This window comes from Pedobacter sp. Leaf250 (assembly GCF_920984735.1).
In the GTDB taxonomy this organism is placed as follows: domain Bacteria; phylum Bacteroidota; class Bacteroidia; order Sphingobacteriales; family Sphingobacteriaceae; genus Pedobacter.
Window position 1 is genome coordinate 22,194 of the sequence record NZ_CAKLBU010000014.1, and the last position, 26,159, is coordinate 48,352.

At 37.0% G+C, this 26,159-nt stretch carries 25 protein-coding genes; 11 read left to right on the forward strand and 14 right to left on the reverse strand.

Annotated features, from left to right (window positions below):
* Nucleotides 1-279 (reverse strand): hypothetical protein, encoded by a 279-nt coding sequence (locus LUA91_RS13635; protein ID WP_231426604.1) that lies wholly within the window; start codon nucleotides 277-279, stop codon nucleotides 1-3.
* A gap of 373 nt (nucleotides 280-652) precedes the next feature.
* On the opposite strand from LUA91_RS13635, the gene LUA91_RS13640 reads away from it, so the two are divergent.
* A complete protein-coding gene (locus LUA91_RS13640) occupies nucleotides 653-2,035 on the forward strand; it encodes an MBL fold metallo-hydrolase RNA specificity domain-containing protein (protein ID WP_231426605.1) in 1,383 nt (460 codons plus the stop codon).
* A gap of 190 nt (nucleotides 2,036-2,225) precedes the next feature.
* On the opposite strand, the gene LUA91_RS13645 is transcribed toward LUA91_RS13640, so the two are convergent.
* Complete coding sequence (locus LUA91_RS13645) at nucleotides 2,226-3,473, reverse strand: glutamate-5-semialdehyde dehydrogenase (protein WP_231426606.1); 1,248 nt, start codon at nucleotides 3,471-3,473, stop codon at nucleotides 2,226-2,228.
* A gap of 133 nt (nucleotides 3,474-3,606) precedes the next feature.
* Nucleotides 3,607-4,686 (reverse strand): glutamate 5-kinase, encoded by a 1,080-nt coding sequence (gene proB, locus LUA91_RS13650; protein WP_231426607.1) that lies wholly within the window; start codon nucleotides 4,684-4,686, stop codon nucleotides 3,607-3,609.
* Between the two features lie 484 nt (nucleotides 4,687-5,170).
* Here proB and LUA91_RS13655 point away from each other — a divergent pair, with 484 nt between their 5' ends.
* From LUA91_RS13655 to LUA91_RS13675, 5 genes are all read left to right on the forward strand, one after another.
* Entirely contained in the window at nucleotides 5,171-7,249 is a 2,079-nt protein-coding gene (locus tag LUA91_RS13655; protein WP_231426608.1) for a S9 family peptidase, read from the forward strand.
* A gap of 98 nt (nucleotides 7,250-7,347) precedes the next feature.
* Entirely contained in the window at nucleotides 7,348-7,800 is a 453-nt protein-coding gene (locus LUA91_RS13660) for a hypothetical protein (RefSeq protein WP_231426609.1), read from the forward strand.
* Between the two features lie 26 nt (nucleotides 7,801-7,826).
* Nucleotides 7,827-9,059, forward strand: coding sequence for a pitrilysin family protein (locus LUA91_RS13665; protein ID WP_231426610.1), 1,233 nt, complete (start codon nucleotides 7,827-7,829; stop codon nucleotides 9,057-9,059).
* A 121-nt stretch (nucleotides 9,060-9,180) separates the two neighbouring features.
* The gene (gene def, locus LUA91_RS13670) at nucleotides 9,181-9,741 is read left to right on the forward strand and encodes a peptide deformylase (RefSeq protein ID WP_231426611.1); all 561 of its coding nucleotides are present in this window, start codon (nucleotides 9,181-9,183) and stop codon (nucleotides 9,739-9,741) included.
* A gap of 9 nt (nucleotides 9,742-9,750) precedes the next feature.
* On the forward strand, nucleotides 9,751-10,323 hold the full coding sequence (locus LUA91_RS13675; protein WP_231426612.1) for a hypothetical protein: 573 nt from the start codon (nucleotides 9,751-9,753) through the stop codon (nucleotides 10,321-10,323).
* On the opposite strand, the gene LUA91_RS13680 is transcribed toward LUA91_RS13675, so the two are convergent.
* The 3 genes from LUA91_RS13680 to LUA91_RS13690 are packed head-to-tail and all read right to left on the reverse strand — an operon-like array spanning nucleotide 10,320 to nucleotide 12,367.
* Nucleotides 10,320-10,958, reverse strand: coding sequence for a hypothetical protein (locus LUA91_RS13680; protein WP_231426613.1), 639 nt, complete (start codon nucleotides 10,956-10,958; stop codon nucleotides 10,320-10,322). The genes LUA91_RS13675 and LUA91_RS13680 overlap by 4 nt on opposite strands.
* A gap of 52 nt (nucleotides 10,959-11,010) precedes the next feature.
* On the reverse strand, nucleotides 11,011-11,256 hold the full coding sequence (locus LUA91_RS13685) for a NifU family protein (protein WP_231426614.1): 246 nt from the start codon (nucleotides 11,254-11,256) through the stop codon (nucleotides 11,011-11,013).
* A gap of 34 nt (nucleotides 11,257-11,290) precedes the next feature.
* On the reverse strand, nucleotides 11,291-12,367 hold the full coding sequence (locus LUA91_RS13690; protein ID WP_231426615.1) for an Mrp/NBP35 family ATP-binding protein: 1,077 nt from the start codon (nucleotides 12,365-12,367) through the stop codon (nucleotides 11,291-11,293).
* A 273-nt stretch (nucleotides 12,368-12,640) separates the two neighbouring features.
* Between LUA91_RS13690 and LUA91_RS13695 the strand changes: the two genes are divergently transcribed.
* From LUA91_RS13695 to LUA91_RS13705, 3 genes are all read left to right on the forward strand, one after another.
* Nucleotides 12,641-14,788: a transglycosylase domain-containing protein gene (locus LUA91_RS13695; protein WP_231426616.1), complete on the forward strand. Its 2,148-nt coding sequence runs from the start codon at nucleotides 12,641-12,643 to the stop codon at nucleotides 14,786-14,788.
* 120 nt (nucleotides 14,789-14,908) lie between these two features.
* On the forward strand, nucleotides 14,909-15,451 hold the full coding sequence (gene hpt, locus LUA91_RS13700; protein ID WP_231426617.1) for a hypoxanthine phosphoribosyltransferase: 543 nt from the start codon (nucleotides 14,909-14,911) through the stop codon (nucleotides 15,449-15,451).
* Between the two features lie 54 nt (nucleotides 15,452-15,505).
* Nucleotides 15,506-16,165 (forward strand): phosphatidylserine decarboxylase family protein, encoded by a 660-nt coding sequence (locus LUA91_RS13705; RefSeq protein WP_231426618.1) that lies wholly within the window; start codon nucleotides 15,506-15,508, stop codon nucleotides 16,163-16,165.
* 75 nt (nucleotides 16,166-16,240) lie between these two features.
* On the opposite strand, the gene LUA91_RS13710 is transcribed toward LUA91_RS13705, so the two are convergent.
* The 6 genes from LUA91_RS13710 to LUA91_RS13735 all read right to left on the reverse strand — a co-directional run bounded on the left by LUA91_RS13710 (nucleotide 16,241) and on the right by LUA91_RS13735 (nucleotide 20,632).
* Nucleotides 16,241-17,413: a mechanosensitive ion channel family protein gene (locus LUA91_RS13710; RefSeq protein WP_231426619.1), complete on the reverse strand. Its 1,173-nt coding sequence runs from the start codon at nucleotides 17,411-17,413 to the stop codon at nucleotides 16,241-16,243.
* Between the two features lie 71 nt (nucleotides 17,414-17,484).
* On the reverse strand, nucleotides 17,485-17,832 hold the full coding sequence (gene rplS / locus LUA91_RS13715) for a 50S ribosomal protein L19 (protein ID WP_370633640.1): 348 nt from the start codon (nucleotides 17,830-17,832) through the stop codon (nucleotides 17,485-17,487).
* 137 nt (nucleotides 17,833-17,969) lie between these two features.
* Nucleotides 17,970-18,644, reverse strand: a complete 675-nt coding sequence (gene trmD, locus LUA91_RS13720) for a tRNA (guanosine(37)-N1)-methyltransferase TrmD (RefSeq protein ID WP_056850557.1) — start codon at nucleotides 18,642-18,644, stop codon at nucleotides 17,970-17,972.
* 91 nt (nucleotides 18,645-18,735) lie between these two features.
* The gene (locus LUA91_RS13725) at nucleotides 18,736-19,347 is read right to left on the reverse strand and encodes a hypothetical protein (protein ID WP_231426620.1); all 612 of its coding nucleotides are present in this window, start codon (nucleotides 19,345-19,347) and stop codon (nucleotides 18,736-18,738) included.
* A 44-nt stretch (nucleotides 19,348-19,391) separates the two neighbouring features.
* Nucleotides 19,392-19,919 carry a ribosome maturation factor RimM gene (rimM, locus tag LUA91_RS13730; protein WP_231426621.1) on the reverse strand — a complete coding sequence of 176 codons (528 nt, stop codon included), beginning with the start codon at nucleotides 19,917-19,919 and terminating at the stop codon, nucleotides 19,392-19,394.
* Nucleotides 19,920-20,071: 152 nt separating this feature from the next.
* Nucleotides 20,072-20,632, reverse strand: a complete 561-nt coding sequence (locus tag LUA91_RS13735) for a 30S ribosomal protein S16 (RefSeq protein ID WP_231426622.1) — start codon at nucleotides 20,630-20,632, stop codon at nucleotides 20,072-20,074.
* A 201-nt stretch (nucleotides 20,633-20,833) separates the two neighbouring features.
* On the opposite strand from LUA91_RS13735, the gene LUA91_RS13740 reads away from it, so the two are divergent.
* Nucleotides 20,834-21,355 (forward strand): 5'(3')-deoxyribonucleotidase, encoded by a 522-nt coding sequence (locus LUA91_RS13740; RefSeq protein ID WP_231426623.1) that lies wholly within the window; start codon nucleotides 20,834-20,836, stop codon nucleotides 21,353-21,355.
* 122 nt (nucleotides 21,356-21,477) lie between these two features.
* Here LUA91_RS13740 and LUA91_RS13745 read toward each other — a convergent pair whose 3' ends face one another.
* Nucleotides 21,478-24,558, reverse strand: coding sequence for a VIT domain-containing protein (locus LUA91_RS13745; protein ID WP_231426624.1), 3,081 nt, complete (start codon nucleotides 24,556-24,558; stop codon nucleotides 21,478-21,480).
* Nucleotides 24,559-24,810: 252 nt separating this feature from the next.
* On the opposite strand from LUA91_RS13745, the gene LUA91_RS13750 reads away from it, so the two are divergent.
* Nucleotides 24,811-25,137, forward strand: coding sequence for a heavy metal-binding domain-containing protein (locus LUA91_RS13750; RefSeq protein ID WP_231426625.1), 327 nt, complete (start codon nucleotides 24,811-24,813; stop codon nucleotides 25,135-25,137).
* 35 nt (nucleotides 25,138-25,172) lie between these two features.
* Here LUA91_RS13750 and pfkA read toward each other — a convergent pair whose 3' ends face one another.
* On the reverse strand, nucleotides 25,173-26,156 hold the full coding sequence (gene pfkA, locus LUA91_RS13755) for a 6-phosphofructokinase (protein ID WP_231426626.1): 984 nt from the start codon (nucleotides 26,154-26,156) through the stop codon (nucleotides 25,173-25,175).
* Between the last annotated feature and the right edge of the window lie 3 nt (nucleotides 26,157-26,159).

Below are 26,159 nucleotides of genomic sequence, written 5' to 3' on the forward strand. Positions count from 1 at the left end.
TTAAATAATAAATCCGTCTTCTTCTTCGTCATCAGCTTCGGGCACATATTTCTCAATGGCCTGCCCAATGGCATTTACTTCTTCATCTTCCTCAAAAATCGGAAGTTCTGTTTTGTAATCCATTTTTAACCAAATAGAGGAAGTATCTCTCTGAATCTGAATGTATTCCTTTCCATCTTTAAAAATGGTATAAGAATCGTTTCCCTCTGGGAAAACCGAATAATTTACTGGTCCTATTTCTATATCGAATGGTTCTTGCATGGCTAATTTTTTCTTCAAAGATAAAGTTTTAATGAAATAATTGTTGGCTGCGACTAATGTTTTGGAAATGAATGGTCCTGTTTTTCATGGCGGCTTGCGGCCCCGCTTTTCGCTGCAACAAAAGCAGAGAAAGCTTTTGGTTTCCGCTGCAATCGGGTTTATAAACAGCGTAAATTTACTTAGCTAATAAATACCTGCACCACGCCAGTATTCATCCGATATTTAAAACGAAAAACCTAATGCAAGTGCTTTTTAAAAAAATAATCGGAAACACAGATGGAGTATAATGGAGAAATGCAATTGCCGTTAACCAAAAAATTACTTCCTATTGTTTAAAAATTGCCTCAATTGTACTACTTTACACCAAACATTTTACGGTTAAGATTAGAAGATGAAGTTAACGTTTTGGGGCGCTGCACAACAGGTAACAGGAAGTATGCACCTACTCGAAGTTGGGCATTATAAAATATTGATAGATTGTGGTTTAGATTATGAAAAGGAAACCTATCAGGAAGAAAACCAACAATTTCCTTTCGATCCTGCCGATATAAACCTGGTTATTTTAACCCATGCCCACATTGATCATTCTGGAAATTTACCCACTTTGGTGCGGCTCGGTTTTGATGGTCAAGTACTTTGCACAGCACCAACAGCCGATTTAACATCTATTTTACTGTTCGATTCTGTTGAACTTTTTTTAAGAAAACAAAGTCGTAAACCCCGTACTAAACGCGGTAACTTCAGCGGACCAAAACCTTTGTATTTGCACAAGCATGTGATGGATACAATCGAACGTTTTGTAACGATCGCATTCAATAAACCTTTTAAAATTAACGGCGATATCAGCTTAACTTTTATTCCTGTTGGGCATTTACTGGGTGCTGCTGCCGCAGTTTTAACCGTTAATGATAATGGGGAAGAAAAGAAAATTGCTTTTTCGGGCGACATCGGCCGAGAGCATTATCCTGTTTTGGTAAAACCAGAGCCCATTCCTGAAGTAGATTATTTTATTTGCGAATCTACTTATGGTGGGCGCTATCATACAAAAGACCAAACTCTAGAAGAACGCTTGGTAAAAGAAATTACCGAAGCTTGTATTAAAACCCCCGGAAGGTTAATTATCCCGGCTTTTAGTATTGGCAGAACCCAGTCGCTGGTTTTTGCTTTGAATCAAATTTTCACCAAAAGACTTTTACCGCCAATACAGATTTTTGTTGATAGCCCCATGGCTATCCAGGCCACTGATGTTTACCGTAAACACCATAACCTGGTGAATCAGGAAGCAAAAGATTTCTATAAAACCATGGGTGATGAATTTGAATTTGAGCATCTGGCATACGTTCAAACCATGAAAGAAAGTAAGGATGTTTCCAATTATTTCGACCCGTGCATCATTATCTCATCAGCTGGAATGTTAGAAGGCGGCCGAATTCAGGATCATCTTTATTACAATATTCAAAACTACTATTGCACCATTCTTTTCATTGGTTATTGCGCTAAAGGAACATTGGGTTATAAGCTTTTAAGCGGTGCGCCCATTGTAAGAATTAAGGATCGTGAGTTGATGGTGTATGCTACCATTCGCCAAACCGATTTATTGAGTGGCCATGGCGATCATGATGATTTGATTAGAACAGTGAAACAAACAGGACAACCAAAAAAAGTTTTTCTGGTTCATGGAGAAGATAAGAGCTTAAGAAGTCTGGCAACAGCTTTAAGCGAAGATGGATTTAATGTGGTTGCGCCAGAAAGAGGTGAGGTTTTTGAGATTTAATTTAGTTCAATTGTTCATTAGTCATTAGGCGAGTAGTCATAAATATCGCATCATTGCGAGGCACGAAGCAATCTAAACGAAAGGTACAATCCAAATTTTGAGATTGCTTCGTGCCTCGAAATGAAGATGAATAGAAATTCCATCCTCCATTTCCCCTCTTACATCTTCCATTTCCCTTTTACATCTTCCTTCAAACCCTCACTTGCCCTTCACCTCTAACCACCCATTTATAACTTGTTAACTCCTCCAAGCCCATTGGACCGCGGGCATGAAGTTTTTGTGTACTTATACCAATTTCTGCGCCTAAACCAAACTGTGCGCCATCTGTAAAGCCTGTTGAGGCATTTGCATAAACCGCAGCTGCATCAACCTCATTTAAAAACCGAGTGATGTTTTCAGCATCTTCCGAGATAATGGCTTCGCTATGTTTTGAACTGTAATTTGCAATGTGATTTAAAGCCTCGTCTAAATCTTGAACAACTTTAACAGCCAGTTTTAATGATAAAAATTCCGTTCCGAAATGTTCTTCTGTTGCTTGCTTTAATAATGCTTCAGGATATGAGGATTGTAGGGTTTCGTAACTTCTTTCATCAGCAAAAAGCTCAACACTACCATCTGCTAATGGTGCTAATAGTTCAGGTAAGTCAGCTAACCTAGTTGCATTAATTAATAAGCAATCAAGCGAATTACAAACACTCACTCTTCTTGTTTTGGCATTGAAAATAATCGCTTTCCCTTTTTCTAAATCACCAGATTCATCGAAATAAGTGTGAACTATTCCGGCACCTGTTTCAATTACCGGAATCTTGCTGTTCTCGCGAACATAGTTAATTAACGACTGGCTTCCGCGTGGAATCAGCACATCAACAAAACCTCTGGCTTCGAGTAAAGCTTCTGTTGCAGCTCTTTCTGCTGGCAATAAAGTCAAAACATCTGGATTAATTTCATGCTTTGCCAAAACACTATGGATTACTTTTGCAATCGCCAAATTTGAAAACTCGGCATCGCTTCCGCCTTTTAAAACGGCCACATTTCCAGTTTTAAAACATAATGAAAATACATCGGCAGTAACATTTGGCCGAGCTTCATAAATTACACCAACCACACCCAGCGGCACACGCACTTTTTGAATCTGAAGCTTATTTTCTAAAATTTTATCAGATAGAATTTCGCCTAGCGGACTGGTTAGGTTAACTACATTCTTGATATCACCAGCAATATCGGCGATGCGCTGGGCAGTTAATTTTAGTCGATCATATTTTGGATCTTCAACGGGCATTTTAGCAAGGTCTTTGATATTTTCAGCTAGAATATCTTCCGCATGTAAAGCTAAAGCATCAGCCAAATCAGCCAAAACAGCATTTGTTTTTTCCTTGCTTAAGCCAATCAATGTACGACTTGCTTGTTGCGCCTTTTCGAAGTATGGTTTGTAATTCATTTTTTAGTATCTGGTAGCGAGAATCAAGTATAAAGACTGGTGTTTGCAAAGCATTAAGATTGCTTCGTACCTCGCAATGACGATAGTATAAAACTTCCCCATGGCTTTAGTCTTTATGCTTTAGTCTTTCAGCTTAAATCGCCGAGTAAAAATAATCATAATGCACCAGTGGTTTTTGTTTCTTCTGCCCAATTCTTTCTTTTGCTTTATCCGAACTGTATTCTGCTATGCCTAAACCAATTAACTGGTTTTTTTCATCAACAATTTTAATGATATCGCCTTTCAAAAAATCAGATTGTATTTCGATAATTCCAACGGGCAACAAACTTGTCGCTTTGCCAGAAGTTAAAACACTTTTAGCACCATCGTTTAGTTTTACTATTCCTGTGGCAGAAGTTTCGGAATGGGCAATCCATTTCTTTTTCCCTGATTTCGTTTTTTCAGGAACAAACCGAGTATGTACAATTTCATTATTCAGCAAAGAGGTGAGCACATGATCGGTTGTTCCGTTGGCAATGTGGACGGTAATTCCAAGTTTAGCCACTTTCTGAGACATGGTCGATTTCGTAACCATCCCTCCTCGGCCAAATGATGATTTACCCGTTTGAATAAAAGAGGCCAGATTAGATACAGCTCCTGTAATTTCCTGAATCACTTCTGATCCTTCCACCTTCGGGTCGCCATTGTAAATTCCATTAACATTTGATAAGATGATCAAAGCATCGGCATTTAACATGGAGGCAATTAAACCTGCCAGTTCATCGTTATCGGTAAACATTAATTCAGTTACCGAAACCACATCATTTTCGTTAACCACCGGAATTACATCATTTTGCAGCAAAATGTGCATACAGTTTTTCATGTTAAGGTAATGTGCCCGATCGCGAAAATCCTCTTTGGTTACCAACACCTGCGCACATTTAATTTGATGTGGTTCAAAAAAATTGGAGTAGGTATTAATCAATTTTACCTGACCAATAGCGGCCAATAGTTGTCGCGTGGTAACAGCATCTTGCTTTTCTGAAACCTTAATTAAACTTCTGCCCGAAGCTACAGCGCCAGAAGAAACCAAAATCACTTCTATCCCTTGCTTTTTAATTTCAGCCAGCTGATTAACCAAATGCTGAATTCGTGATTCATCAGGCAAGCCATTTGGCTGTGTAATTACGTTCGACCCAACTTTAACAACTATTCTTTTGTAACCTAATTTCATCACTGCTATTTGATGTGGCAATTTAACACCTATTTTTTTCAATTGAAATGAATATCAGCAGGTTGGTGAATTTTTACGAAAATGATAATTATTAGCAGCGGATTTTAACCACAGATTTGCACAGGAAAATACCGATTTTATCGTTAAAACATTTATGCTGGACATATTTTCTATGTGTGATTGAGTTGGGCAGGTACTATTTTATCTGTGTTTATCCTGTATATCTGTGGTTAATTATTCGCCAAAAGCAAAAATCCTCTGTTTTTAAACCCGACAGCAGCGAGGACGAAGTGTAACGAAGTAAAGCGAATGGCGGGACTGCATTTCCCCATGGAAAACCAAACCATTCATTTCCAAACCAATCTATAATAAAAATTCATTAAATTGCATCAACCTGAACCAAACCATCATGATGAAACGTATTTTACCCTCGCTGATTTTACTTGGAGCAATTTCGGCCTGCAACAACCCCAAAAAACAAGAAATGAAACCTATAAAATGGCCGGATGCCAAAGCACCCGTGGCGGAGATTATCCCTCATAAAAGAATTATTCACGGCGATACCGTAGTGGATAATTATTATTGGATGATTGATTATTTTAAAAAAGGACCAGATAGCACTAAAGTTGTTAACTATTTAAAAGCCGAAAATGCTTATCTGGATGAGATGATGAAAGGAACTGAAAAGTTTCAGGCAGATTTGTTTAAGGAAATGAAAGGCCGGATTAAGGAAAAAGATGAATCGGTACCTGTTTTTAAAAATGGTTATTTTTACTATTCCCGAACCGATGATGGGCAGCAATACTATAAATATTGTCGCAAAAAAGGAAGCTTAAGCGCTGCTGAAGAGATTTTACTGGATGTTGATGCTTTGGCAAAAGGACATTCTTATTACAGCGCAACTGGATTTAGTGTTAGTCCGGATAATAAGTTATTGGCTTTTGGAGTGGATAAAGTTTCACGTAGGCAATATACTATCCAAGTTAAGAACCTCGAAACCGGCGAAATTTACAAAGATGCTATAACCAATACTGAAGGTAGTGCAGCCTGGGCCAATGATAATACAACACTGTTTTATACCTCAAAAAATACGGTAACCTTATTAAGTGAAAAAATTAAAAAGCATGTACTAGGAACTGACACTAAGGCCGATGTTGTAGTTTATGATGAGAAAGACAATACCAATTATATAGGTGTAGGTAAATCGAAAAATGGCCGCTACATCATGATTTCTTCTGCAGGTACGTTAACAACTGAATTTAGATTAATTGATGCCGACCATCCTGAAGCGACTTTTAAAATTTTTACGCCACGATCTAAAGATGTTTTATATGATGTGTTGCCTGTTGACGATAAATTCTACATCATTACCAATTGGAATGCGAAGAATTTCCGCTTAATGGAATGTGCTTTAGATAAAACTGAAAAAGAAAATTGGAAGGAAGTGATTCCAAACCGTAAAGATGTTTTGCTGGAATATGGTGATGAATTTAAGGATTACCTGGTTTTATCTGAACGTAAAAATGGTTTAACAGAACTCCGCGTTTTGAAAACTGGCGGTGGTGATTATTATATTAAATTTGATGAACCAGTTTATGCCGCGGGTATTGGTTCAAACCCTGAATACACTGGCAAAACGCTTCGTTACAATTATACTTCGTTAACTACGCCAAATTCTGTTTACGATTACGATTTGCAGAAAAAAGATAAAAAATTAATGAAGCAACAAGAAGTTGTTGGTGGTTACGATGCAAAAAACTATGAAACCGAACGTGTTTTTGCAACCGCAAAAGATGGAACTAAAATTCCAATTGCCATAGTTTATAAAAAGGGATTTAATAAAAACGGGGAAGCACCATTGCTGCTTTATTCTTATGGATCATACGGCTCAAGCACTGAAGCTTCTTTTTCTTCACAGCGTTTAAGCTTGCTCGATAGGGGGTTTGCTTTTGCTATTGCTAATATTCGTGGCGGACAAGAAATGGGTAGGCAATGGTATGAAGATGGTAAATTGATGAAAAAGAAAAATACATTTACCGATTTTATTGCTGCCGGAGAATATTTGGTCGATCAAAAATACACTTCCAAATCGCACCTATATGCTCATGGGGGCAGTGCAGGTGGTTTGCTTATGGGAGCGGTTGCTAATTTGGCTCCTGATTTATGGAACGGTATAATTGCAGATGTGCCTTTTGTTGATGTGGTTAATACCATGCTCGATGAAAGTATTCCCTTAACTACAAATGAGTTTGATGAGTGGGGAAATCCAAAGAAAAAAGATGCTTATACTTATATGAAGAGCTATTCGCCATACGAAAATGTAGAGAAAAAAGCATATCCAAATATGTTGGTTACCACAGGATTACACGATAGCCAGGTGCAGTATTTTGAACCAGCAAAATGGGTAGCGAAACTTAGGGCAACAAAAACCGATAAAAACATTTTGTTATTAAAAACCAATATGGAATTTGGTCACGGCGGTGCATCGGGTCGTTTCGATTATTTAAAAGATGTAGCATTAAGATGGGCATTTTTATTTGCCCTGGAGGGTATTGAGAAGTAATTATATATTTGTCATTCTGAGCTTGTCGAAGAACAATTTAGTGTTTCGACAGGCTCAACATGACAATCCTTAGATTTTAAATCGCTTATATTTATTTAATGAATACCAAACTTAAAACGCTTCAAATTATCCACCTTGCCTTGTGCAGCGGTGTGGCACTTTTTGCCTTAGTAACCATTTTCCTAAATCGAGAAATCATGTTTTTTGATGCCAATCCTGCAACCACTGCGCCCTTCAATCCAATTTTTCCCATCGTGGGATTGATAACTGTTTCAGCGAGCATATTTTTCTTTAAAAATTTGATTGGCAAAATTGATAAATCTGAAACTGCTGATACCAAAATCAATCTATATCAAAGCGCATTTATTATTAGTGCGGCATTATTAGAAGGTGGTGCACTTTTTAATGTGGTTGGTTTTTTTATTACGCACAATGCTTTCTTTTTAATTTTTGCAGCTGCCAATTTTATTTTTTTAGCGCTAAAACATCCTACAAAAGATAAATTGATTTCATCTTTACAATTGCAATACCCAGATACGGAGGCTTTATAAGCGAATTGCAGTATCTTTGCCCACCAATGGAATACAAAGTTCATACTTTACCGAATGGCATCCGCTTGCTGCATGTGCCTTCGGCATCAACAATATCTCACGCTTGCATTATCATCAATACGGGTTCTAGAGATGAACCTGAAGGCAAAGCAGGTTTGGCCCATTTTATAGAGCATTTAATTTTTAAGCGTACAGAAAAACGCAGCACAAATCAAATTTTAAATCGATTGGAAAGTGTTGGAGCAGATCTGAATGCTTACACAACCAAAGAATATACCTGCGTTCATGCTTCCTTTTTAAATCCTTATTTAGATAGAACGCTTGATCTTTTTAACGATATTATTTTTCATTCAACTTTTCCAGAAGAAGAAATGGATAAGGAAAAGAGTGTGATCCTTGATGAGATTGCATCTTATCTAGATCAACCCGAAGAAGCGATAAATGATGATTTTGAGGATATGCTTTTTGCTGGCAATGCTTTAGGCAATAACATTTTAGGCACTACTGAAAGTGTAAGCAACTTCACCCGTGAGGATGTTATTAATTTCCGAAAAGCGAACTATCGCACCAACGAAATCGTGATTGCCGTTTTAGGCGATTATAGTTACAATAGTTTTGTTAAAAAAGGCACAAAACATTTTAACGATGTGGAAGAAAATTCTCCATCATTAAATAGAACAAAGCCCTCAGTTTTAAATCCAACATCTACCAATATTTACAAGCCTATTATGCAATCGCATTGTATTATTGGAACGCAAACTTACTCTACACATCACAAAAACAAGGCTGGATTAATGTTGCTAAATAATTATTTTGGTGGCAATGGAATGAGTTCTGTTTTAAATCTTCAAATCAGAGAGAAATACGGAATTGCTTATACCATAGAATCTAATTTTTCTCCAATAAGCGATACGGGCATTTTCTCAATTTATTTTGGAACCGATAAAGAGAAACACAATAAGGCATTATCGTTAATTTTCAAAGAAATGAAAAAGTTGCAGGATAATCCTTTGAACGAATTGCAACTGCAAAAAGCTAAAAATAAATTCATCGGACAAATTGCCTTAAGCGAAGAAAACAGAATTGGCTTGATTATTTCGATGGCGAAGAGCTTAATCGATCATAATAAAATTGATTCTTTAACACAGGTTTTTGAAAGGATTAATAAAGTTTCCACTACAGAAATGGCCGAAATTGTAGCAGAAGTTTTATCGCCAGAGCAATTGAATATATTTACTTTCAGTCCAATACTGGAATAATTGTTATTTTTGCAACAACTTCCGTCATTGCGAGGCACGAAGCAATCTCATTCCTGTTTACGTTAATGGTGTGAGATTGCTTCGTGCCTCGCAATGACGACTGATTAAAATTTTTTACATAATGAAATTACCCATAGTAGCATACGGCGATCCTGTATTAAAGAAAATAGGAACCGATATCGACGAAGATTATCCAGAATTAAAAGAGCTGATTGCCAATATGTTCGATACCATGTATTATGCAAATGGTGTTGGATTAGCCGCTCCACAAATTGGTTTGCCAATTCGTTTATTTATTGTTGATACAGGAGAGGAAGAAGATGGTACACCTGGCTACAAGAGGGTATTCATCAATGCCCAAATTGTAGAGGAAACCGGCGAACCCTGGAGTTTTAATGAAGGCTGTTTAAGCATTCCCGATATCCGCGAAAATATTATGCGCAAACCAAACATTAAAGTAAATTTCTTTGATGAGAATTGGGTAGAACATACTGAAGATGTGGATGGTTTACCTGCTCGGGTAATTCAGCATGAATACGACCACATAGAAGGAAAACTTTTTACTGATAAAGTAAGTATTTTACGTAAAACAATGTTGAAAAGTAAATTGGATGCCATTTCAAAAGGAAATATTAAAACGGATTACAAAATGAGGTTTCCGAATAAAAGCAAGAAAAGATAAGTTCAACTTATGCGCACAGTTTTAATCTCTTTACTTATCCTATCAAGCAATTTTTGCTGGTGTCAAAGCACAACTGACTGGGATAAATATTGTAAGTTTTGGGTTCAGGATATTGATAGAGAGGAAAAATTCTTAATATCCAACAATACCGATCTTAAAAATTTAGCGGATAAGAAAGTAAGTTTTATTATTCCTAACCTGCCTAATAAGAAATTAGACAATGGAAATCGTTACATAATTGCTTATATCGCAAACTTTAGCTCAGATACAGTAGCTATAAGTCGAGCGGATGCAACGATGGCTAATTCATCTACAGAGATTTTAGTCGATAAAAAATGGTTATTGTTTCAAAAATCAGCAGGTTCATCCTGCGGAAATAGCTATTGGACCATGAAGCTAGCACCCAAACACTATATTACACTGGAAATAGAAAACACTGGAAATAATGGTAAAATTCGAATTCCATTCAAAGCAGTTATTAAACTAGGCAGCAGTAGCTTGGAGTCCAATCAATCATACATTTATGTGTCTAAGGAAAGGCTGAAGACTGCGGGTAAGCCTATACGGGATATCTCATTCTAATTTTCATTCCGCTTCTTATCTCCATCAAAAATCTGCTGCATCAATTTACCCCAGGCAAAAGGATTTAACAAAGGATTGGTTTGCACCATATTTTTATTGATCATGCGATCAAAATTATAGCGGTAATTCTGACTACCTATTTCCTGACCATCACGAGGCAAAGTTTGAATCAAGCCATTAATTGAAGATCTGGATAGGTTTTTCTTGGCGATAGCCATATCATCATCAGCCAGTTTCATGGATAAAAATTCGCGGGTAAATTCTTCTGTAGTGGCCCAAGGAAAAACTCTTACAGATGGCAAATCGATTACATTTGCTTTAAGCTTTACCATTATCGTGTATTTGCTATCTGGTGTGCCCGTTGGAATAACTGTTGAGAATTTTTTATAACCAATGGCGGTAAAAAGAATGGTATCGCCTGGATTAACAATAAAAGTGAAATAACCTCTATAATCGGCAGCAACACGTTTGCCACTGGCCGAAAGATTGGTAATGGTAACGTATGGAATTACATTCGTGCTATCAATATCAGTAATGATCCCAGAAAATTGTATCAATTTTTCTTCTACTGGTCTTTGTTGTGAAAAGGCAGATATAGAAAAAAACAGGCAAACTAGGGCAAAACAATATCTCATTAAGACAAAAGTAATTTTAATAATAAAACTTCCTTGTTAAATATTGTTAAAGCTAAACCTGCTCGGCCATGTTTACCGCCACAACCGAAGTAATTTGAGGCACAGCTTTCATAATTGCTTGCTCAATACCCGATTTCATGGTCATGAAACTCATCGGACAAGAACCGCAGTTACCTAAAAGCTTAAGCTTTACTGTTCCTTCTGATGTGATTTCTTCAACAGAAACATCCCCTCCATCAGCTTTTAAGTAAGGTCTGATAGTTTCTAATGCCTGTTCTACTTGCTCTGTTAAATTCATTATGTGTATTTTAAAATATAAAAATAGTAATTTTTTAGCAATTAGCCACTTGTGCATTATTGATGGATATTTGCTGCGCAATTTTACTTGCAATATCTCCAAATATAACATCCAAAACCGGATTTTGATTTAACGCTACCGGTTTGCCATTATCGCCAGCTTCAGCAATGCTCTGAATAATTGGAATCTCACCTAAAAACGGAACATCAAACCGCTCCGCTAAAACTGTTCCTCCACCTTTACCAAAAATGTAATATTTGTTATCTGGCAACTCTGCAGGGGTAAAGTACGACATGTTTTCGATCACGCCCAAAATTGGAATATTAATCCCCGGCATGCGGAACATGGCCAAACCTTTATGTGTATCTGCCAATGCAACTTGCTGTGGAGTAGTTACCACTACCGCTCCAGAAATCGGGAAGCTTTGTGTAATTGTAATGTGGATATCGCCTGTGCCAGGAGGAAGATCGACAATTAAATAATCTAATTCGCCCCAATTGGTATCATTAAACAACTGTTTTACCGCATTTGACGCCATTGGTCCACGCCACGGTACCGGTTGACCAGGATCTGCAAAGAAACCAAGCGACAATAATTTAATTCCATATTTTTCAATCGGAATAATTTTCGTTTTGCCATCTGCTGTTTCCACTGCTCCAGGTTTAGCATCAACCAAATCAAACATGGTTGGTACCGACGGACCATAAATATCGGCATCGATTAAACCCACCTTAGCACCATCTTTAGCCAAAGTTACAGCCAAGTTGCTCGATATGGTAGATTTACCTACACCTCCTTTGCCAGATGAAACCAAAATAATGTTTTTGATGTTATCCAATGAAGAGGTGTTGATTGGTTGAGTTACCCTGGAAGTTACATTAATATTTACTTCAGCATCTGCTGAAACAAAATGCTTAACCGCATTTGTACACGCATTTTTTAGCATATCCTTCATCGGGCATGCTGGCGTAGTAAGTTCTAAAGTAAAATTGACCTGGTTATCGGTTATCTGTAAATCTTTAATCATGTTTAAGGTAACCAAATCTTTTTTCAGATCAGGATCTTCAACATTTTTTAAAGCATCTAAAACTTGTTGTGGGCTAATTGGCATTGCATAAATTTAAATTCAAAATTAACAAAACATAGCCATAAATACTTTTATTTAATGTTTTATACTGTAATTTTAACACGAAATAAACATTTGATTGTTACGTTTAAGCAATTTGTTCCGTTAACAGTTTGTAGCTTTCAAATGATGAGTGCATTGTAAATGTTTTAACATCATGCATTTTGAATTTTTGTGATTTTAAATTGTTAGTTTGCAGTATAAAAATTGAACATTTCAATAATTAATCGAATAAATAGTTAAACTTTTTACCCACTTATGCGCATACCAAAAATTAAGATCCCTAAGAAATATTTGAAAATTGGAGCATGGATTTTAGGTGTTTTCTTGATCATTTTTATTGCAATAGGGGCATATGCATACAGCAAAAGGGAGGCGCTTTTGAAAAAAATGGTGGCCAAAGCCATTGCTAAAGCAAATAAAGATTACGATTTGGATGTTAAAATCGGATCTGCAGGGTTTACAGGCATGAGTACCGTTAAAATGACTAACATTTCTGTGGTACCTAAAGAACGCGATACACTTTCCAACATCGGCGAATTAAGTATTGGCGTAAAATTGTTCCCGCTGATTTTTGGAAATGTAAAACTATCAGAAGTTGAATTAAGCGAGGGTTTTGTGAATGTAGTTTTCAAAGATTCAACGAGTAACATCGACTTCATCCTCAAACGAAAAAAGAAAGACAGCACTGAAAGTAAGGGAAAGGCAAACCTACCAGAAATTGCAAACAACCTTTTAAATCAGGTTTTATATAAAATTCCTGATGATATGGACATGAAGAACATGGTTTTTAAATTTAACGACCATGATACCGCTAAATTGAGTTTTGCTACCACAGCCACCATTGATGACGGTGATTTAAAATCGACGATTAATGTAAATGATGGCGAATCAACCTGGCATATAGATGGCTTGGTAAACCCAGGAAGCAAGCAATTAAAATTTATGGCTTATGCCGATGGCAAAAAATTGGAACTTCCCTATTTAAACAATAAACTAAATGCCAAATTAAGTTTCGATACCTTAGAAACTGAACTTAAAGATGCTGGATATAGTGGTGATGACTATAAAATATCTGGCTCCTGGTCGGTTAAAAACATGTTAATTAACCAAAAGAGAATTGCAAGCAATGATATTATTGTACAAAGCGCAAAGTTGGATGCGGATGTTTTGGTAGGACCGAACTTCGTTGCTTTGGATAGTTCATCAACTGCTTATTTAAAAAATGCCGAGATCCATCCTTACATTAAGTACACGCTTGGCAAAAATAAAATCTATGAGCTGAAAATTAACGCTGAAGAGCAGGATGCACAAGCCATTTTGGATGGTTTCCCTCAGGGTTTATTTGAATCTTTAGATGGCTTGAAGGTTCAGGGAAAAGTAAAGTATAACCTTAACTTTTATTTAGATACAAAAATTCCAGACAGCGTTAAATTCAATTCTACCTTAACGCCCGTTAATTTTAAGATTTTACAATGGGGCAAAACAAACCTTCAAAAAATTAATAGTCCGTTTGTTTACACGCCTTACGAATATGGCAAACCCATGCGGGATATTACCATTGGGCCTGCAAATCCAAATTTTACACCCCTAAATTCCATTTCAAAAAACTTTATTAACGCTGTTTTAACCGCTGAAGACCCATCTTTTTATACCCACAATGGGTTTGTAGAAGAATCTATCCGTAAATCAATTGCTGTTAATTTTAAGGAGAAGAAATTTAAACGTGGCGGAAGTACCATCAGCATGCAATTGGTAAAAAATATTTATTTAAGTCGCCAGAAAACTTTAGCCCGTAAAGCCGAAGAGATTCTCATTGTTTGGTTAATTGAACATAATCATTTGGTGAGTAAGCAGCGCATGCTTGAGGTTTACTTCAACATCATGGAACTTGGGCAAAACATTTATGGAATTGGAGAAGCATCAAGATATTATTTTGGAAAGCAACCAGCTGATTTGACTATCGGCGACGGTTTATTTTTAGCCAGTATTGTTCCTAAGCCAAAAGCATCAATGTATAAATTTATGGCCGATGGAAGTTTAAAACCATATATGTTTAACTACTTTAGGTTTATGGGGAACATTATGGCGAGGAGAGGTTTAACACCTGGAGATACATCAGGCTACGGTTTCTACAATGTTCGATTAAGAGAAGGATTGCGCCGTTACCTGGCACCAGATACTGTAGAAATTGATACCAACGTTTTTGATGATGACGAAGATGGAATGCCCCCAGTAATTATGCAGGATAAAAACAAAAATCTATTCGACAGAATTTTTGGTGGCGGAAATAAAAAAGATACGGTGATCGCCAAACCTGCTGATACTACAAAAACTAAAAAGCAGCTTAGACAGGAACGTAGAGAACAGCGGCGAAGGGAAAAGGAGCAAGAAGAAGGTGGTTAATCAGTTTATACCTCATGGCTTTTATCATTTTAAAGGCCAAGTATTCGAATGTTGAAGTCCGCGAAACATTTCAACATTAAAATAAATCCAACATTACAACATTAGCACACCACATTATCAATGCATAAAATAAAAGTAGAAGATAAGGAATTCGAGATTTTTTTAGAGAATGATACCTTAAACAAGAGAATCCGTTTGCTGGGGATCCAAATTAATGTAGATTATGAGGGCAAATGCCCCTTATTTATTGGAATCCTGAATGGCAGTTTCCTTTTCATGGCCGATTTAATCAAGGAAATTAATGTGCCTTGCGAAGTTGCTTTTATGCGTGTTGCTTCTTACGAAGGAACCTCCAGCAGTGGGCAAGTTAGGGAATTAATCGGTTTGCCTGATAATATTGAGGGTAGAGACATCATCATTGTGGAAGATATTGTAGACACAGGTTTGACCCTTACACACATTATCAAAAGTTTAAAAGAAAAGAAACCTGCAACATTAAAAGTAAGTTCACTTTTGCTTAAACCAAGCGCTTTAAAGTATGAAATTGAGGAGCTTGAATACGTTGGTTTTGAAATACCTAATGAATTTGTGGTGGGTTACGGCCTAGACTATAACGGACTCGGTAGAAACCTGACTGACATTTATAGGGCAACTGAAGGATAATTTTTCGAGCTGATTAATTTATTTTTCGCACCTTTGTGCAATAATTTTAACGTAATGACCATACACAAAGAAGGCTATACCACCATCGCGATAACCATTTTATTAATTTTCGTAATCAACGCCGTTGTTGATTACAAATATTACGATATTACCTGGTTGCGTTGGTTTATTTATATCTTTTCAGCCGCTTTATTTATTATTGTGCTTCAATTTTTCCGTAACCCAAGCCGTACATTTTCAGCTGGTGAAGAATTGGTAATTTGCCCGGCAGATGGAAAAGTAGTGGTAATTGAAGAAACACAAGAAGGAGAATATTTTAAAGATAAACGTTTGCAGGTTTCTATTTTTATGTCGCCGGTAAATGTTCACATCAACCGTAATCCAATTTCTGGGGTGGTTAAGTTTTTCAAATATCATCCAGGTAAATATTTGGCAGCCTGGAACCCAAAATCATCAACTGAAAACGAGCGTACAACCACTGTTGTAGAGCACTCAAATGGAACGCCAGTATTGTTCCGTCAAATTGCTGGAGCTTTGGCCCGAAGAATTGTATGGTATGTTAAAGAAGGAGATCAGGTTAAACAAACGGAACAATTTGGCTTTATTAAATTTGGCTCCAGAGTAGATGTTTTTCTTCCTGTAGGAACAAAAGTAAATGTTGAACTTAATCAAGTGGTAAAGGGTGGAATAACTACCTTGGCTACATTGAGTTAAGATAACGAAATAGATTATTTTTTTAAGGAAGTCAAGTTTTAAAACTTGACTTCCTTTTTTTATACCCAATTTGAGCTAGTCAGTAGCGTCATTTCCTACTTCCTTCTCATGGTCATCATTCAAAGGTCTGTCGCTTATAAGGCGCTGTGTTGGATAAGCAAAATCTGATTTATTTCGCATCACGATATCCATAATCTCCAGGTTAATTTCCTGCCTGATTTTTAAAAATTCTGCATTGTCAAGGATGGTAACAAAGTAAGATATTTCAATGTTCAAACCAGAATCTCCAAAACTTTTAAATGAAGCACTACCATCGGCAGTACCATCTCTCTGGTTAACATAGCTTTCAATTTCCGACACGATTCTTTTAACAGAGTCGGCATTTGTTTCATAAGTTAAACCGATGGTAAAAGCAACCTTGCGCAGGTTTCTCAGCGAAAGATTTTCCAACACACCATCAATCATTCCTCGATTGGGAATTGTAGCCATCGTTTTCTCCGAAGTGCGGATCCTGGTGCTTCTAAAACCCACTTTCTCCACAGTTCCTTCCACACCATCAACCTTAACTAAATCGCCAACTACAAAGGGTTTATCCAAAAAGATGGTAAAAGAGCCAATTAAGTTTTCTAAGCTCTCTTTTGCGGCTAATGCAATGGCAATACCTCCAATACCTAAGCCTGTAATTAGCGTCAATACATTTACCTCAAATACGAAACCCAACAGCGTAAAAAAACCTATAAAAATCACTAGGGTTTTAAAGAGTTCTTTTAAAAACGGAACCAGTTGATCATCAGATTTATTATGTGTTAGCGATGCTTTGAACAATAGCACATGACTAATAAAATCAATAATTCTTAAGATGATCCAAAATATGGAAAGGATGATCATAAATAGAAAAATCCTATCGATACAATCGCCAATGCTAACCGGAATTGCTTCTTTGGTTTTGCCCACCAGTTTGCTGTAGTGAAAAAGTGCAACTTCTAAAGGGTGCTTAAGTTGATTGATGGAGAGATAAAGTGTAACCAGAAGAATGAGGGTTTCAATCGGTTTAACCAGCAAAGCCACAAAAGCTTCATCATGAGATTGTTGAGAGAAACTTTTAAAGAGCTTAAACAAGAGTTTGCTTAAAAGTTTTGAAACAATGCGTTTAAAAATTAAACCAAACAATAATATACCACCAAATAGGCAGTAAGCTTTTACCGTATTTCCCCAAAATACTTGGTCGAAAAATGCAGAATCCAACATAAAAACAAAGGTATAAACAAAAAAACCTCCACGAAATTAATCGTGAAGGCTATATCTTATAATAAAGAATATTATTTTCTCAAAGATTTGATACGAGCAGCTTTACCAGTTAAAGCACGTAAGTAGAATAATTTCGCTCTACGAACTTTACCATAGCTATTTACTTCTACCTTCTCGATGTTTGGAGAATTGATAGGGAAAATACGCTCAACACCAATACTGTTGCTAATTTTACGAACTGTGAAAGTTTCGTTAGCACCTGCACTGTTACGTTGAATTACAACACCTTGGTAAATTTGAATACGTTCTTTATTACCTTCGCGAATTTTATAGTGTACGCTCACTGTATCGCCAGACTTGAACGCAGGAAAATCTTTTTTCGCGATGGCCTGCTCTTCAACAAATTTTACTAAATCCATGATTTTAAGCTATTAAATCGATATTTCAACCCGTGAAATTCGGATTGCAATATTAGGGATTTTTTTTCAATTAAAAAAACTAATTTTATTTTTTCCACAATCTTTTAGAAATCCACATTGCGGCTAGGTAAAGGCTTCTATTCCAAAAGGTCAGGACGGCGGGTTTTAGTGCGCTCAAGTGCTTGCTCATGGCGCCATTCGTTCACCTTTGCCTCATGCCCGCTGAGTAAAACATCGGGTACTTTATGTCCACGCCAATCGGCCGGACGGGTGTATACAGGCGCATCTAGAAGCTCTCCCTGAAAGCTATCAGACAGGGCAGAAGTTTCATCATTTAATACCCCTGGAATTAACCTAACTACCGCATCTACCACAATTGCAGCCGGCAGTTCTCCGCCACTTAAAACATAATCGCCAACAGAAATTTCGCGGGTAACGAAAATATCGCGAATGCGCTGATCTATTCCCTTATAATGCCCACATAAAATGATGATGTTTTTTTTGATGGATAATTCGTTAGCAGTGCTTTGGTTAAGCGTTACGCCATCCGGGCTCATAAAAATGATTTCATCATATTCTCGCTCTGCCTGCAGTTTCTCGATACAGGCGGCAAAGGGCTCAATGCTCATCACCATGCCACTACCGCCACCATATTGGTAATCATCTACACTTTTTTGTTTATTGGTTGCGTAATCACGTAAATTGTGAACAACAATTTCGGCAATTCCCTTTTTTTGGGCACGTTGTAAAATAGAATGGGCAAAAGGGCTTTCAAGCAAAGCAGGAAGAACGGTTATGATATCGAAACGCATGATGCAAAGGTAAGAATAGTTTGGCGTTTAGCGATAGGTGTTGGTTCAGACAGTTCAAGCTATAAAAAAATCTACCTTACATCGGATAGCACTAAACTGTCCATTGATCATGAATTATAGCCACCAAATAATATGCGTTTTCATACTTTTTAAAAACAAATCTTAAACTGGTCCAATCTAGTCCTTTGTATTTTTCATCAGAGCCTTTAAAATAATATTCGGTGAAATGAAGTTGCGGATAGCTTTCTTTTAGGTTGTTGATGGTATTGCCCTGCCCGATAAATTCATCATAACTCTTTTTTTCGGCGTTTAAATAATCTGCATTATAAATGAAACGTTCAATATAGGGCTTTACTTTTATTTTAATGGCCTCACCGCTACCATCGAAGTGGCCCCAGGTTAAAGTCCAGTTTTTCTCAATAGCTTCTAAAAAATCTTTAGCTAAAACATGTTTGTGTGTTGGATCGATAAAGCCATATGGAGAAAACCTGACGCCATCAACTGGATGAAAACAGGATGCAAAGGTTGGATAATCTTTTTCTTTCAATGCTTTTAAAGCCTTTAAACCCACTGCTTCGATTGAATCTTTTTGCGTTATTTGCGCAATTGGTTTTTCGGCATTAGCTTTATTTTCTGATGGCTTGTTTTGATTACAACCAATAAACAGCAATGCCGCAGCAAAGGCAACGAGTAAACGTTTCATAAAAACTAAACGAACAAAGCCCAAAAAGGTTTATTGTTAAAATTTTACTGATCTAAATAAACATCTAATAAACCTTCGGGTAAATCAAGTGTTAAAATTTTTTCTTCGCTATCTATTTCGACGATGAAATCTTCATTAAGCGGAAAAAGAATTTCGGTTTCTTTATAAACCACAGTAGCTACAAATTGCTGTGGATATTCATTTACCTCCAAGATTTTCCCAAGTTCGCCCAACGTTTCATCAATGGCAGTAAAACCCTTCAAATCGGTATAGAAAAATTCGCTTTCATCACGTTCTGGCATTTGAGATAAAGGCAAGTATAATTTCTTTTTTAATAAGGGTTGAGCTTTATCGATATGATCCACATCATCAAAATTGAAATAGCCTGTTTTGTTTGCCTGCAATTTAAATTCTGCTATAAAGTATGGTACAAGCTTTCCATTCATGTCAGCAAAAACCACATCAAACGCCAGTTGCTCATATTCATCGAATTCGAAAAATATCTGAACTTCTCCTTTTAAACCCCTTGTTTTAGTAACGTAACCTATGTAAAATGCTTCTTCGTGTTTCATATTACCCCAAACCCCTAAAGGGGCTTTTAAATACTAAATAGATGCTGATCCCGAACATTTGGGACAGCATGATGATTGTGTTAAAAATCTCTTTAAATAAAAATAGCGTTCCGAAATTCGAAACGCTATTTCTTAAAACAAAATAATTAAAATTATTCTGCTCCTTCTTCTTTAGTAGCTTCTGCTGCAGGCGCTTCTTCAGTTGCTTCAGCTTCAACAGCTGGAGCTTCTTCTTCAACAACTTCTTCTGCAACTGGTGCATTTTTAGCTGCGATTGCTGCTGCTCTGTCTTCTTTTTTCTTAGCTTCTGCCGCTAATGCTGCTTTACGCACATCTGCTTTCGAAGTAGCTAAACCTTCTGTTTTACCAGAGATTTTACCAGCTTTAGCATCAACCCAGGCAGTAAATTTCTCATCTGCTTGTTCTTGAGTTAAAGCACCTTTTTTAACACCACCTTCTAAGTGTTTTTTGTATAAAACACCTTTGTAAGATAGAATAGCACGAGCTGTATCAGTTGGTTGTGCACCACTGTTAACCCAAGCCAAAGTTTTTTCGAAGTTAATTTCGATAGTAGCAGGATTGGTGTTTGGGTTATAAGAACCTAAACGCTCAATAAATTTACCATCACGTGGAGAGCGAGAATCTGCTACCACAACGTGGAAAAAAGGCTTTCCTTTTTTACCGAATCTTTGCAATCTGATTTTAGTTGCCATTTCTTTTCGTATTTATGTATTCAACATAGTTCCCGGAGCTACATGCTGCGGGGCTGCAAAGATAAGTAATGGATTGATACTTTGCAAATTGAAAAAACAATAAAGAACAAAGCCTAAAATTCTAATATAATTGGAAAGCTTAAACACGGGATTTGATCTTTATCCTTGCGCCTTCATCCTTGTTCATTTATCTTTACCGATATGAAAAGAATTGCCATTGATATGGATGAGGTTATTGCCGATGCCTTAACAAAATTTATCAAGCTTTATAACCGCGACTACAACGTTCCTTTAGATTTAAAAATTGATGCCGGTAACGAAATTTATCATCACGTTCCGCAAGAGGTAAATCAAAAATGGTTTGAATATATTAATGAACCAGGCTTTTTTCGTGATTTGGAAGTAATTGCCGATAGCCAACGTGTAATTATGGCGCTGCAGGAAAAATACGATGTCTACATTGTTTCTGCCGCAATGGAATTTAGAAACTCATTAGTTGATAAATATGATTGGATGGCAGAACATTTTCCCTTTATCGATTGGCAGCACATTATGTTTTGCGGCAATAAAATCGTAAATGTTGATATCATCATTGACGACCGCATTAAAAATTTCGTCAATTTCTCTGGAAGGCCTTTATTATTTACTTCGCCACATAATTTACTCGTTACCGAATACGAGCGGGTAAACAACTGGGAAGAAGTTGCGGGTTTGTTGCTTTAATATTTTAGCGTTAATACGCCGTCATTTCGACCGTAGTGGAGAAATCTTTTTAATAGATAAAAAGATTTCTCTCCCGAAATTTCGGAACTACGGTCCAGTCGAAATGACGGCAAAGAGTTTAATTAAAAATTAAATTCTCCTACCAGGTTACCCCCACTACTTCCGGCAGCCATTGGCAATACAATAACTTTTCTTTGTTGCTTGCCGGTTGAGTATCGAGTGTAAATCTCAGCTGTAACAGTTGTTGGTCCGCTGATATTAATCTGGCGATCGCCATAATAGTTCACTTCAATTTTATACTTTCCTTTTATCGCTTTTTTGATCATAAATTGTTCAGGGCCATAACCCGATGTAAAATCATTACTAATTCTGCCTCCAATTGTGGTTCTGTTGTTTCCATAATATCCTTTCTCGCCAGTAGGATCGGTAAGCCATAAATCGATATCGGTATCATTTTTATTCCAGTTTAAAACTACTCTAATATCTACAGGGAAGGCCAAAACCAATCTTTTATCTATCTTTTTGGTATTTAGCCTTGAACCATATTGAGTAATCAAATTATTAATTTCTGAAATAATTATTTCCTCAATTCCCTGATCTCGATCAGCTATTTGCGAATTATAACTTTGCGTTAGAACTTTATACAAATTATCTAAGGCTTTTTGATATTGACCAGCATCTGCCAAGGCCAAAGCATAATCGCGGTAACTTTGCGCATCCATTGGCCGCCATTGCAAAACCTTTCCTGTAATAAAAATTTCTTCTTGATAATTTCCGGTTTGCTTTAATTTATAAGCTAACGCTTTATATAAATCCGCATTTTCTAAATCCAAATCAGCTATACTGCTTAAAATAGTGAGCGCCCTAGCACTATCTTTTTGCTGATAAAACCAATTGGCTACATCAAAATAAAACATGGGCGTGGTAATATAATCTGGACGCATTTTCAAATAAGCCTGGTATGCGCTATCTGGTTTTCCAATAAGATTTTTCATGTAATCTTTATCACTTTTAAATTCAGGGATAACGATTGCGGGTTGTTGTTCTCTTTTATCTTGACTACTATTTGTTATGCTCAAGCCTGCAACACTTCCTTGTAAAGATGATACAGTATTCATTGATTGGGACCTAATGACTGTAGTTGCGCTAGCAGTTTCCATTCGCTTTGCTTGTGCTGAATTACCAACAACTACAATTTCCTGTAAAGCCTGGCGATCATCTGACTTGGCTTCTCGCTCTGAAGCAACGGGCGGAGGCGGCATCGTTACGGTAGCAACTCTTGGTGGAGATGCCTGAGTTGCTTGTGGTCTCGGCAGTGGCGCATCACCAACTGGGCTAGCGACAACAACAGGCGGAGCAGGAGTTCCTCTAGCTACTCTATTTTCTGGAGTTGGATATTGTTCCTTCTGTTTCGCGGGTTCTTTATAAGAAAAATCCGTATTCCACCAGGTTTTTAGTTCTTTAGTCATCGCTATGGCAGCATTTAACAAATCTGTTTTACGTTCTAAAATATCGGTTCGGCGTTGTTTTAAAACTGCATCATAATCCTGACGTAATTCTGCAGGGGGTGTTACATCGTAACGTAAATAGTCTTCCAGATTTTCAAGCACAATTAAGCTCGTGTTACGGGTAACGATTCCAAATTGCTTGCTTAGTAAACTGATATCATCTTTATTAGCCTCATATTGAATATCCATTTCGGCAATTTTCTTTTGCGCCCATACGCGACTCACATCAATGCTGCTTAGGGAATGCTCAGTAGCGTTTAACTTGATGGTTTGCTCTGAAATTACCGTTGTGCCATAACCAAATTGAAGTATGAATTCTGTATTTAAACCATTTAAGATTCCCGCAACTGATAAATGACCATTTACATTTACACGCATCGAAGGGTAAGTTTGGCGAATATCATTGCCATTTTTAATCCCGATAAATTGTAGGTTTTGCTGACTCAATTGTTTAAAAGCATCTTGAATAGAACTATTATTTAGGTTTACAAACTGTCCACCAGATTTGGAGCTAATATATTTTAAAGTGCTGTAATCTGCTTTTAAAGCTGTATTGATACAATGAACAGGCTTATTTAGTGCAATGGTATTTTTACCAAAAGTAGATAACCCATCACTGAATAAAATATATTCATCTGCCTGAAAAGAATTGGCATTTATAGCGCTGAAATTAGTTCCACCATCGTAGATAAGGCTTTCTAATTTTGTTTTCAAGGCAGACCAGTTTCCGTTAGTAATTACAAAATTTCCAGCGTTTTTGAAGTTATTGTTAAGTAGCCCCAATTGTATGGTTAAATTTTGTTTTTGAGCAATGATTAATCCTAAAAGTTCGATGTCTTTTTTGGTATCTCGTTGTATCCCGCTTAAAGAAGTATCCCAAATTAGCCCAATTTGATTTGCCCATTGCCTTGGCCTGCTTTGTGTTTTAGGAAAAACATTTACCAAAAAATAATAGCCGTTGGATGCTTTTTGCATTTGCACCTCTGGTAAATCATTTCGTTTTGGCAAATTGATAGTTAAGCCGTTTTTAGGTTGATAATTAGTTTTATTAATTTCGCCTACGTAAGTATTGCCATTTGCTTTTAAATCGAACGATCCATCAGGTTGCTCAGCAAGTTCGGGTTTGAGCACACTTTCATAAACTGTGGTTTTAAGTGAAAATTTGTCTATCGCCTGGTTATAATCTAAAGGTAAATGATAGCGTAAAACATTGCCATTATTAAAATTCAGCTCTTCCTCATAGCCTACAATTATGATTCTGCTTCCATTAGCGGGCAATGGGTAAATCCTTGTACGAAAATTATTACCTTCTACTTTTTCTAACAAACCTGGGTCGATCCGGCGGCGTTCTATGCTTTCAAAAACCTCTGTAGCTTTGGCTTTTTCTACAGGAACGGCTTCACGCATTTTGCCATTAATATCTAATGCATAACGACTAATACTCACCCCTTCCGGCATAGGAAAAGTTAGCTCACCTTCTAACACGCGGTTGCTACTATTTTGGAAAGTCATTGTCATCACTGTTGTAGCAATATTCCCTGTAATTTGAACATCAATATTCAGCTTACTCAATTTTACCGCTGGCTTTTCATTTCCGGCATTTCCCTGCTGAACTTTTAAAACAGGCATTTGTGCCTGGATATATAAGGAGATGAATAATAAGGGGATGAGGAGTAATTTTTTAGATCGTTGCATAATTTTATTTTTTATAGTGATGCAAAATCTTTGGCTATTTCATAAATTTATTTTTAGGGCGCTTTGTTTATAAAGCGAAAATAACAGCAGAAACCTGCGTAAAATAAACCCGATTGAACGGAAATATCCCGATTTTTCCTTCGGGAATTGAAGTGAAAGCGGGACAACTGTAACCGATTAAACAGAAGCCTTGCTTTACAAAAATTGTAACAATTAAATAAAATTAGCTTCTAATTATTAAAAACTGAAACTATGTTATTAACCACAACGCCTTCTGTTGAAGGCAAAAAAATTGTAAAATATGTTGGTCTGGTTACTGGTGAGACCATTATTGGTGCAAATATTTTTAAAGACTTATTTGCTGGAATAACCGATATTGTTGGTGGAAGATCGAGTTCTTACGAACGGGTATTGCGTGAAGGAAAAGATACAGCGCTGAATGAGATGCAGCAATATGCAGCAGCTTTAGGTGCAAATGCAATTGTTGGTGTAGATTTAGACTATGAAACTGTAGGAAGTGGCGGCAGTATGCTCATGGTGAGTGCAAATGGTACTGCAGTAATTTTAGAAGATTTATAAAAGAGAAGGTTCCGAAAATCGGAACCTTTTATATTTTAGAAAGACAAAATATCAATTAATTTAATCCATTTCGAGCTTACTTTTTCTGCATCAATGTGTTTTATGGCATGATCGAACGGGGTAAATGTAATTTCGCGATTTACCTGCCCGGCCATTACACAGCTTTCGCCATTAATTAGGCCTTCAACCGCTGCCACGCCTAGCTGACTTGCTAATACCCGATCCATACAGGTTGGTTTTCCACCACGCTGAATGTGCCCCAATACCGAAACTTTCGTGTCGTAATGTGGGTATTTCTCCTGAAGAATTTCACCAACTTTAAAAGCTCCGCCTGTTTCATCGCCTTCTGCCACAATGATAATTTTTGATGCTTTATCTTTACGGCTATGTTCTAGTTTATGCAAAATATCATCGGCATTCATGTTCGCTTCCGGAATCATAATGGCTTCTGCACCCACACCAATTCCACTTCTTAGCGCAATTAAACCCGAATCGCGGCCCATAACTTCTACAATAAAAAGCCTATCGTGAGATTCCGCTGTATCTCTAATTTTGTCTACTGCATCAATAACGGTATTAATAGCCGAATCGTAACCGATCGTAAAATCAGTTCCCGCCAGGTCATTATCTATAGTTCCTGGAAGACCAATAATTGGGAAATCGAATTCTTTAGAAAAGATATTTGCTCCGGTAAAAGTACCATCACCACCAATAACCACCAATGCATCGATGTTTTTTTCTTTTAAATTTTTATAGGCTTGTTGGCGACCTTCAATTGTTTTGAAAGCCTCACTACGAGCCGTTTTTAAAATGGTTCCGCCACGTTGAATGATGTTTGCAACAGATTTACGTTCCATTGCAATGAAATCATTATTAATTAAGCCTTCGTATCCACGGATAAACCCAGTGACATTAATATCGTAATAGATTGAAGCTCTTACTACGGCTCTTATTGCGGCGTTCATGCCTGGCGAATCGCCACCAGAGGTTAAAACACCAATGTTCTTTATCTTATTCATTTG

Excerpts from the sequence above, each read along its gene's own strand:
- trmD (WP_056850557.1), bottom strand. The coding sequence starts at position 18,644 with ATGCGTTTCGATATCATAACCGTTCTTCCTGCTTTGCTTGAAAGCCCT.
- LUA91_RS13645 (WP_231426606.1), bottom strand. The coding sequence starts at position 3,473 with ATGAATTACAAACCATACTTCGAAAAGGCGCAACAAGCAAGTCGTACA.
- LUA91_RS13640 (WP_231426605.1), top strand. The coding sequence starts at position 653 with ATGAAGTTAACGTTTTGGGGCGCTGCACAACAGGTAACAGGAAGTATG.
- pfkA (WP_231426626.1), bottom strand. The coding sequence starts at position 26,156 with ATGAATAAGATAAAGAACATTGGTGTTTTAACCTCTGGTGGCGATTCG.
- LUA91_RS13750 (WP_231426625.1), top strand. The coding sequence starts at position 24,811 with ATGTTATTAACCACAACGCCTTCTGTTGAAGGCAAAAAAATTGTAAAA.
- LUA91_RS13705 (WP_231426618.1), top strand. The coding sequence starts at position 15,506 with ATGACCATACACAAAGAAGGCTATACCACCATCGCGATAACCATTTTA.
- LUA91_RS13685 (WP_231426614.1), bottom strand. The coding sequence starts at position 11,256 with ATGAATTTAACAGAGCAAGTAGAACAGGCATTAGAAACTATCAGACCT.
- def (WP_231426611.1), top strand. The coding sequence starts at position 9,181 with ATGAAATTACCCATAGTAGCATACGGCGATCCTGTATTAAAGAAAATA.
- LUA91_RS13690 (WP_231426615.1), bottom strand. The coding sequence starts at position 12,367 with ATGCCAATTAGCCCACAACAAGTTTTAGATGCTTTAAAAAATGTTGAA.
- LUA91_RS13665 (WP_231426610.1), top strand. The coding sequence starts at position 7,827 with ATGGAATACAAAGTTCATACTTTACCGAATGGCATCCGCTTGCTGCAT.
- LUA91_RS13675 (WP_231426612.1), top strand. The coding sequence starts at position 9,751 with ATGCGCACAGTTTTAATCTCTTTACTTATCCTATCAAGCAATTTTTGC.
- LUA91_RS13725 (WP_231426620.1), bottom strand. The coding sequence starts at position 19,347 with ATGAAACGTTTACTCGTTGCCTTTGCTGCGGCATTGCTGTTTATTGGT.
- rimM (WP_231426621.1), bottom strand. The coding sequence starts at position 19,919 with ATGAAACACGAAGAAGCATTTTACATAGGTTACGTTACTAAAACAAGG.
- LUA91_RS13710 (WP_231426619.1), bottom strand. The coding sequence starts at position 17,413 with ATGTTGGATTCTGCATTTTTCGACCAAGTATTTTGGGGAAATACGGTA.
- LUA91_RS13660 (WP_231426609.1), top strand. The coding sequence starts at position 7,348 with ATGAATACCAAACTTAAAACGCTTCAAATTATCCACCTTGCCTTGTGC.
- rplS (WP_370633640.1), bottom strand. The coding sequence starts at position 17,832 with ATGGATTTAGTAAAATTTGTTGAAGAGCAGGCCATCGCGAAAAAAGAT.
- LUA91_RS13655 (WP_231426608.1), top strand. The coding sequence starts at position 5,171 with ATGAAACCTATAAAATGGCCGGATGCCAAAGCACCCGTGGCGGAGATT.
- proB (WP_231426607.1), bottom strand. The coding sequence starts at position 4,686 with ATGAAATTAGGTTACAAAAGAATAGTTGTTAAAGTTGGGTCGAACGTA.
- LUA91_RS13680 (WP_231426613.1), bottom strand. The coding sequence starts at position 10,958 with ATGAGATATTGTTTTGCCCTAGTTTGCCTGTTTTTTTCTATATCTGCC.
- LUA91_RS13740 (WP_231426623.1), top strand. The coding sequence starts at position 20,834 with ATGAAAAGAATTGCCATTGATATGGATGAGGTTATTGCCGATGCCTTA.
- hpt (WP_231426617.1), top strand. The coding sequence starts at position 14,909 with ATGCATAAAATAAAAGTAGAAGATAAGGAATTCGAGATTTTTTTAGAG.
- LUA91_RS13745 (WP_231426624.1), bottom strand. The coding sequence starts at position 24,558 with ATGCAACGATCTAAAAAATTACTCCTCATCCCCTTATTATTCATCTCC.
- LUA91_RS13695 (WP_231426616.1), top strand. The coding sequence starts at position 12,641 with ATGCGCATACCAAAAATTAAGATCCCTAAGAAATATTTGAAAATTGGA.
- LUA91_RS13735 (WP_231426622.1), bottom strand. The coding sequence starts at position 20,632 with ATGGCAACTAAAATCAGATTGCAAAGATTCGGTAAAAAAGGAAAGCCT.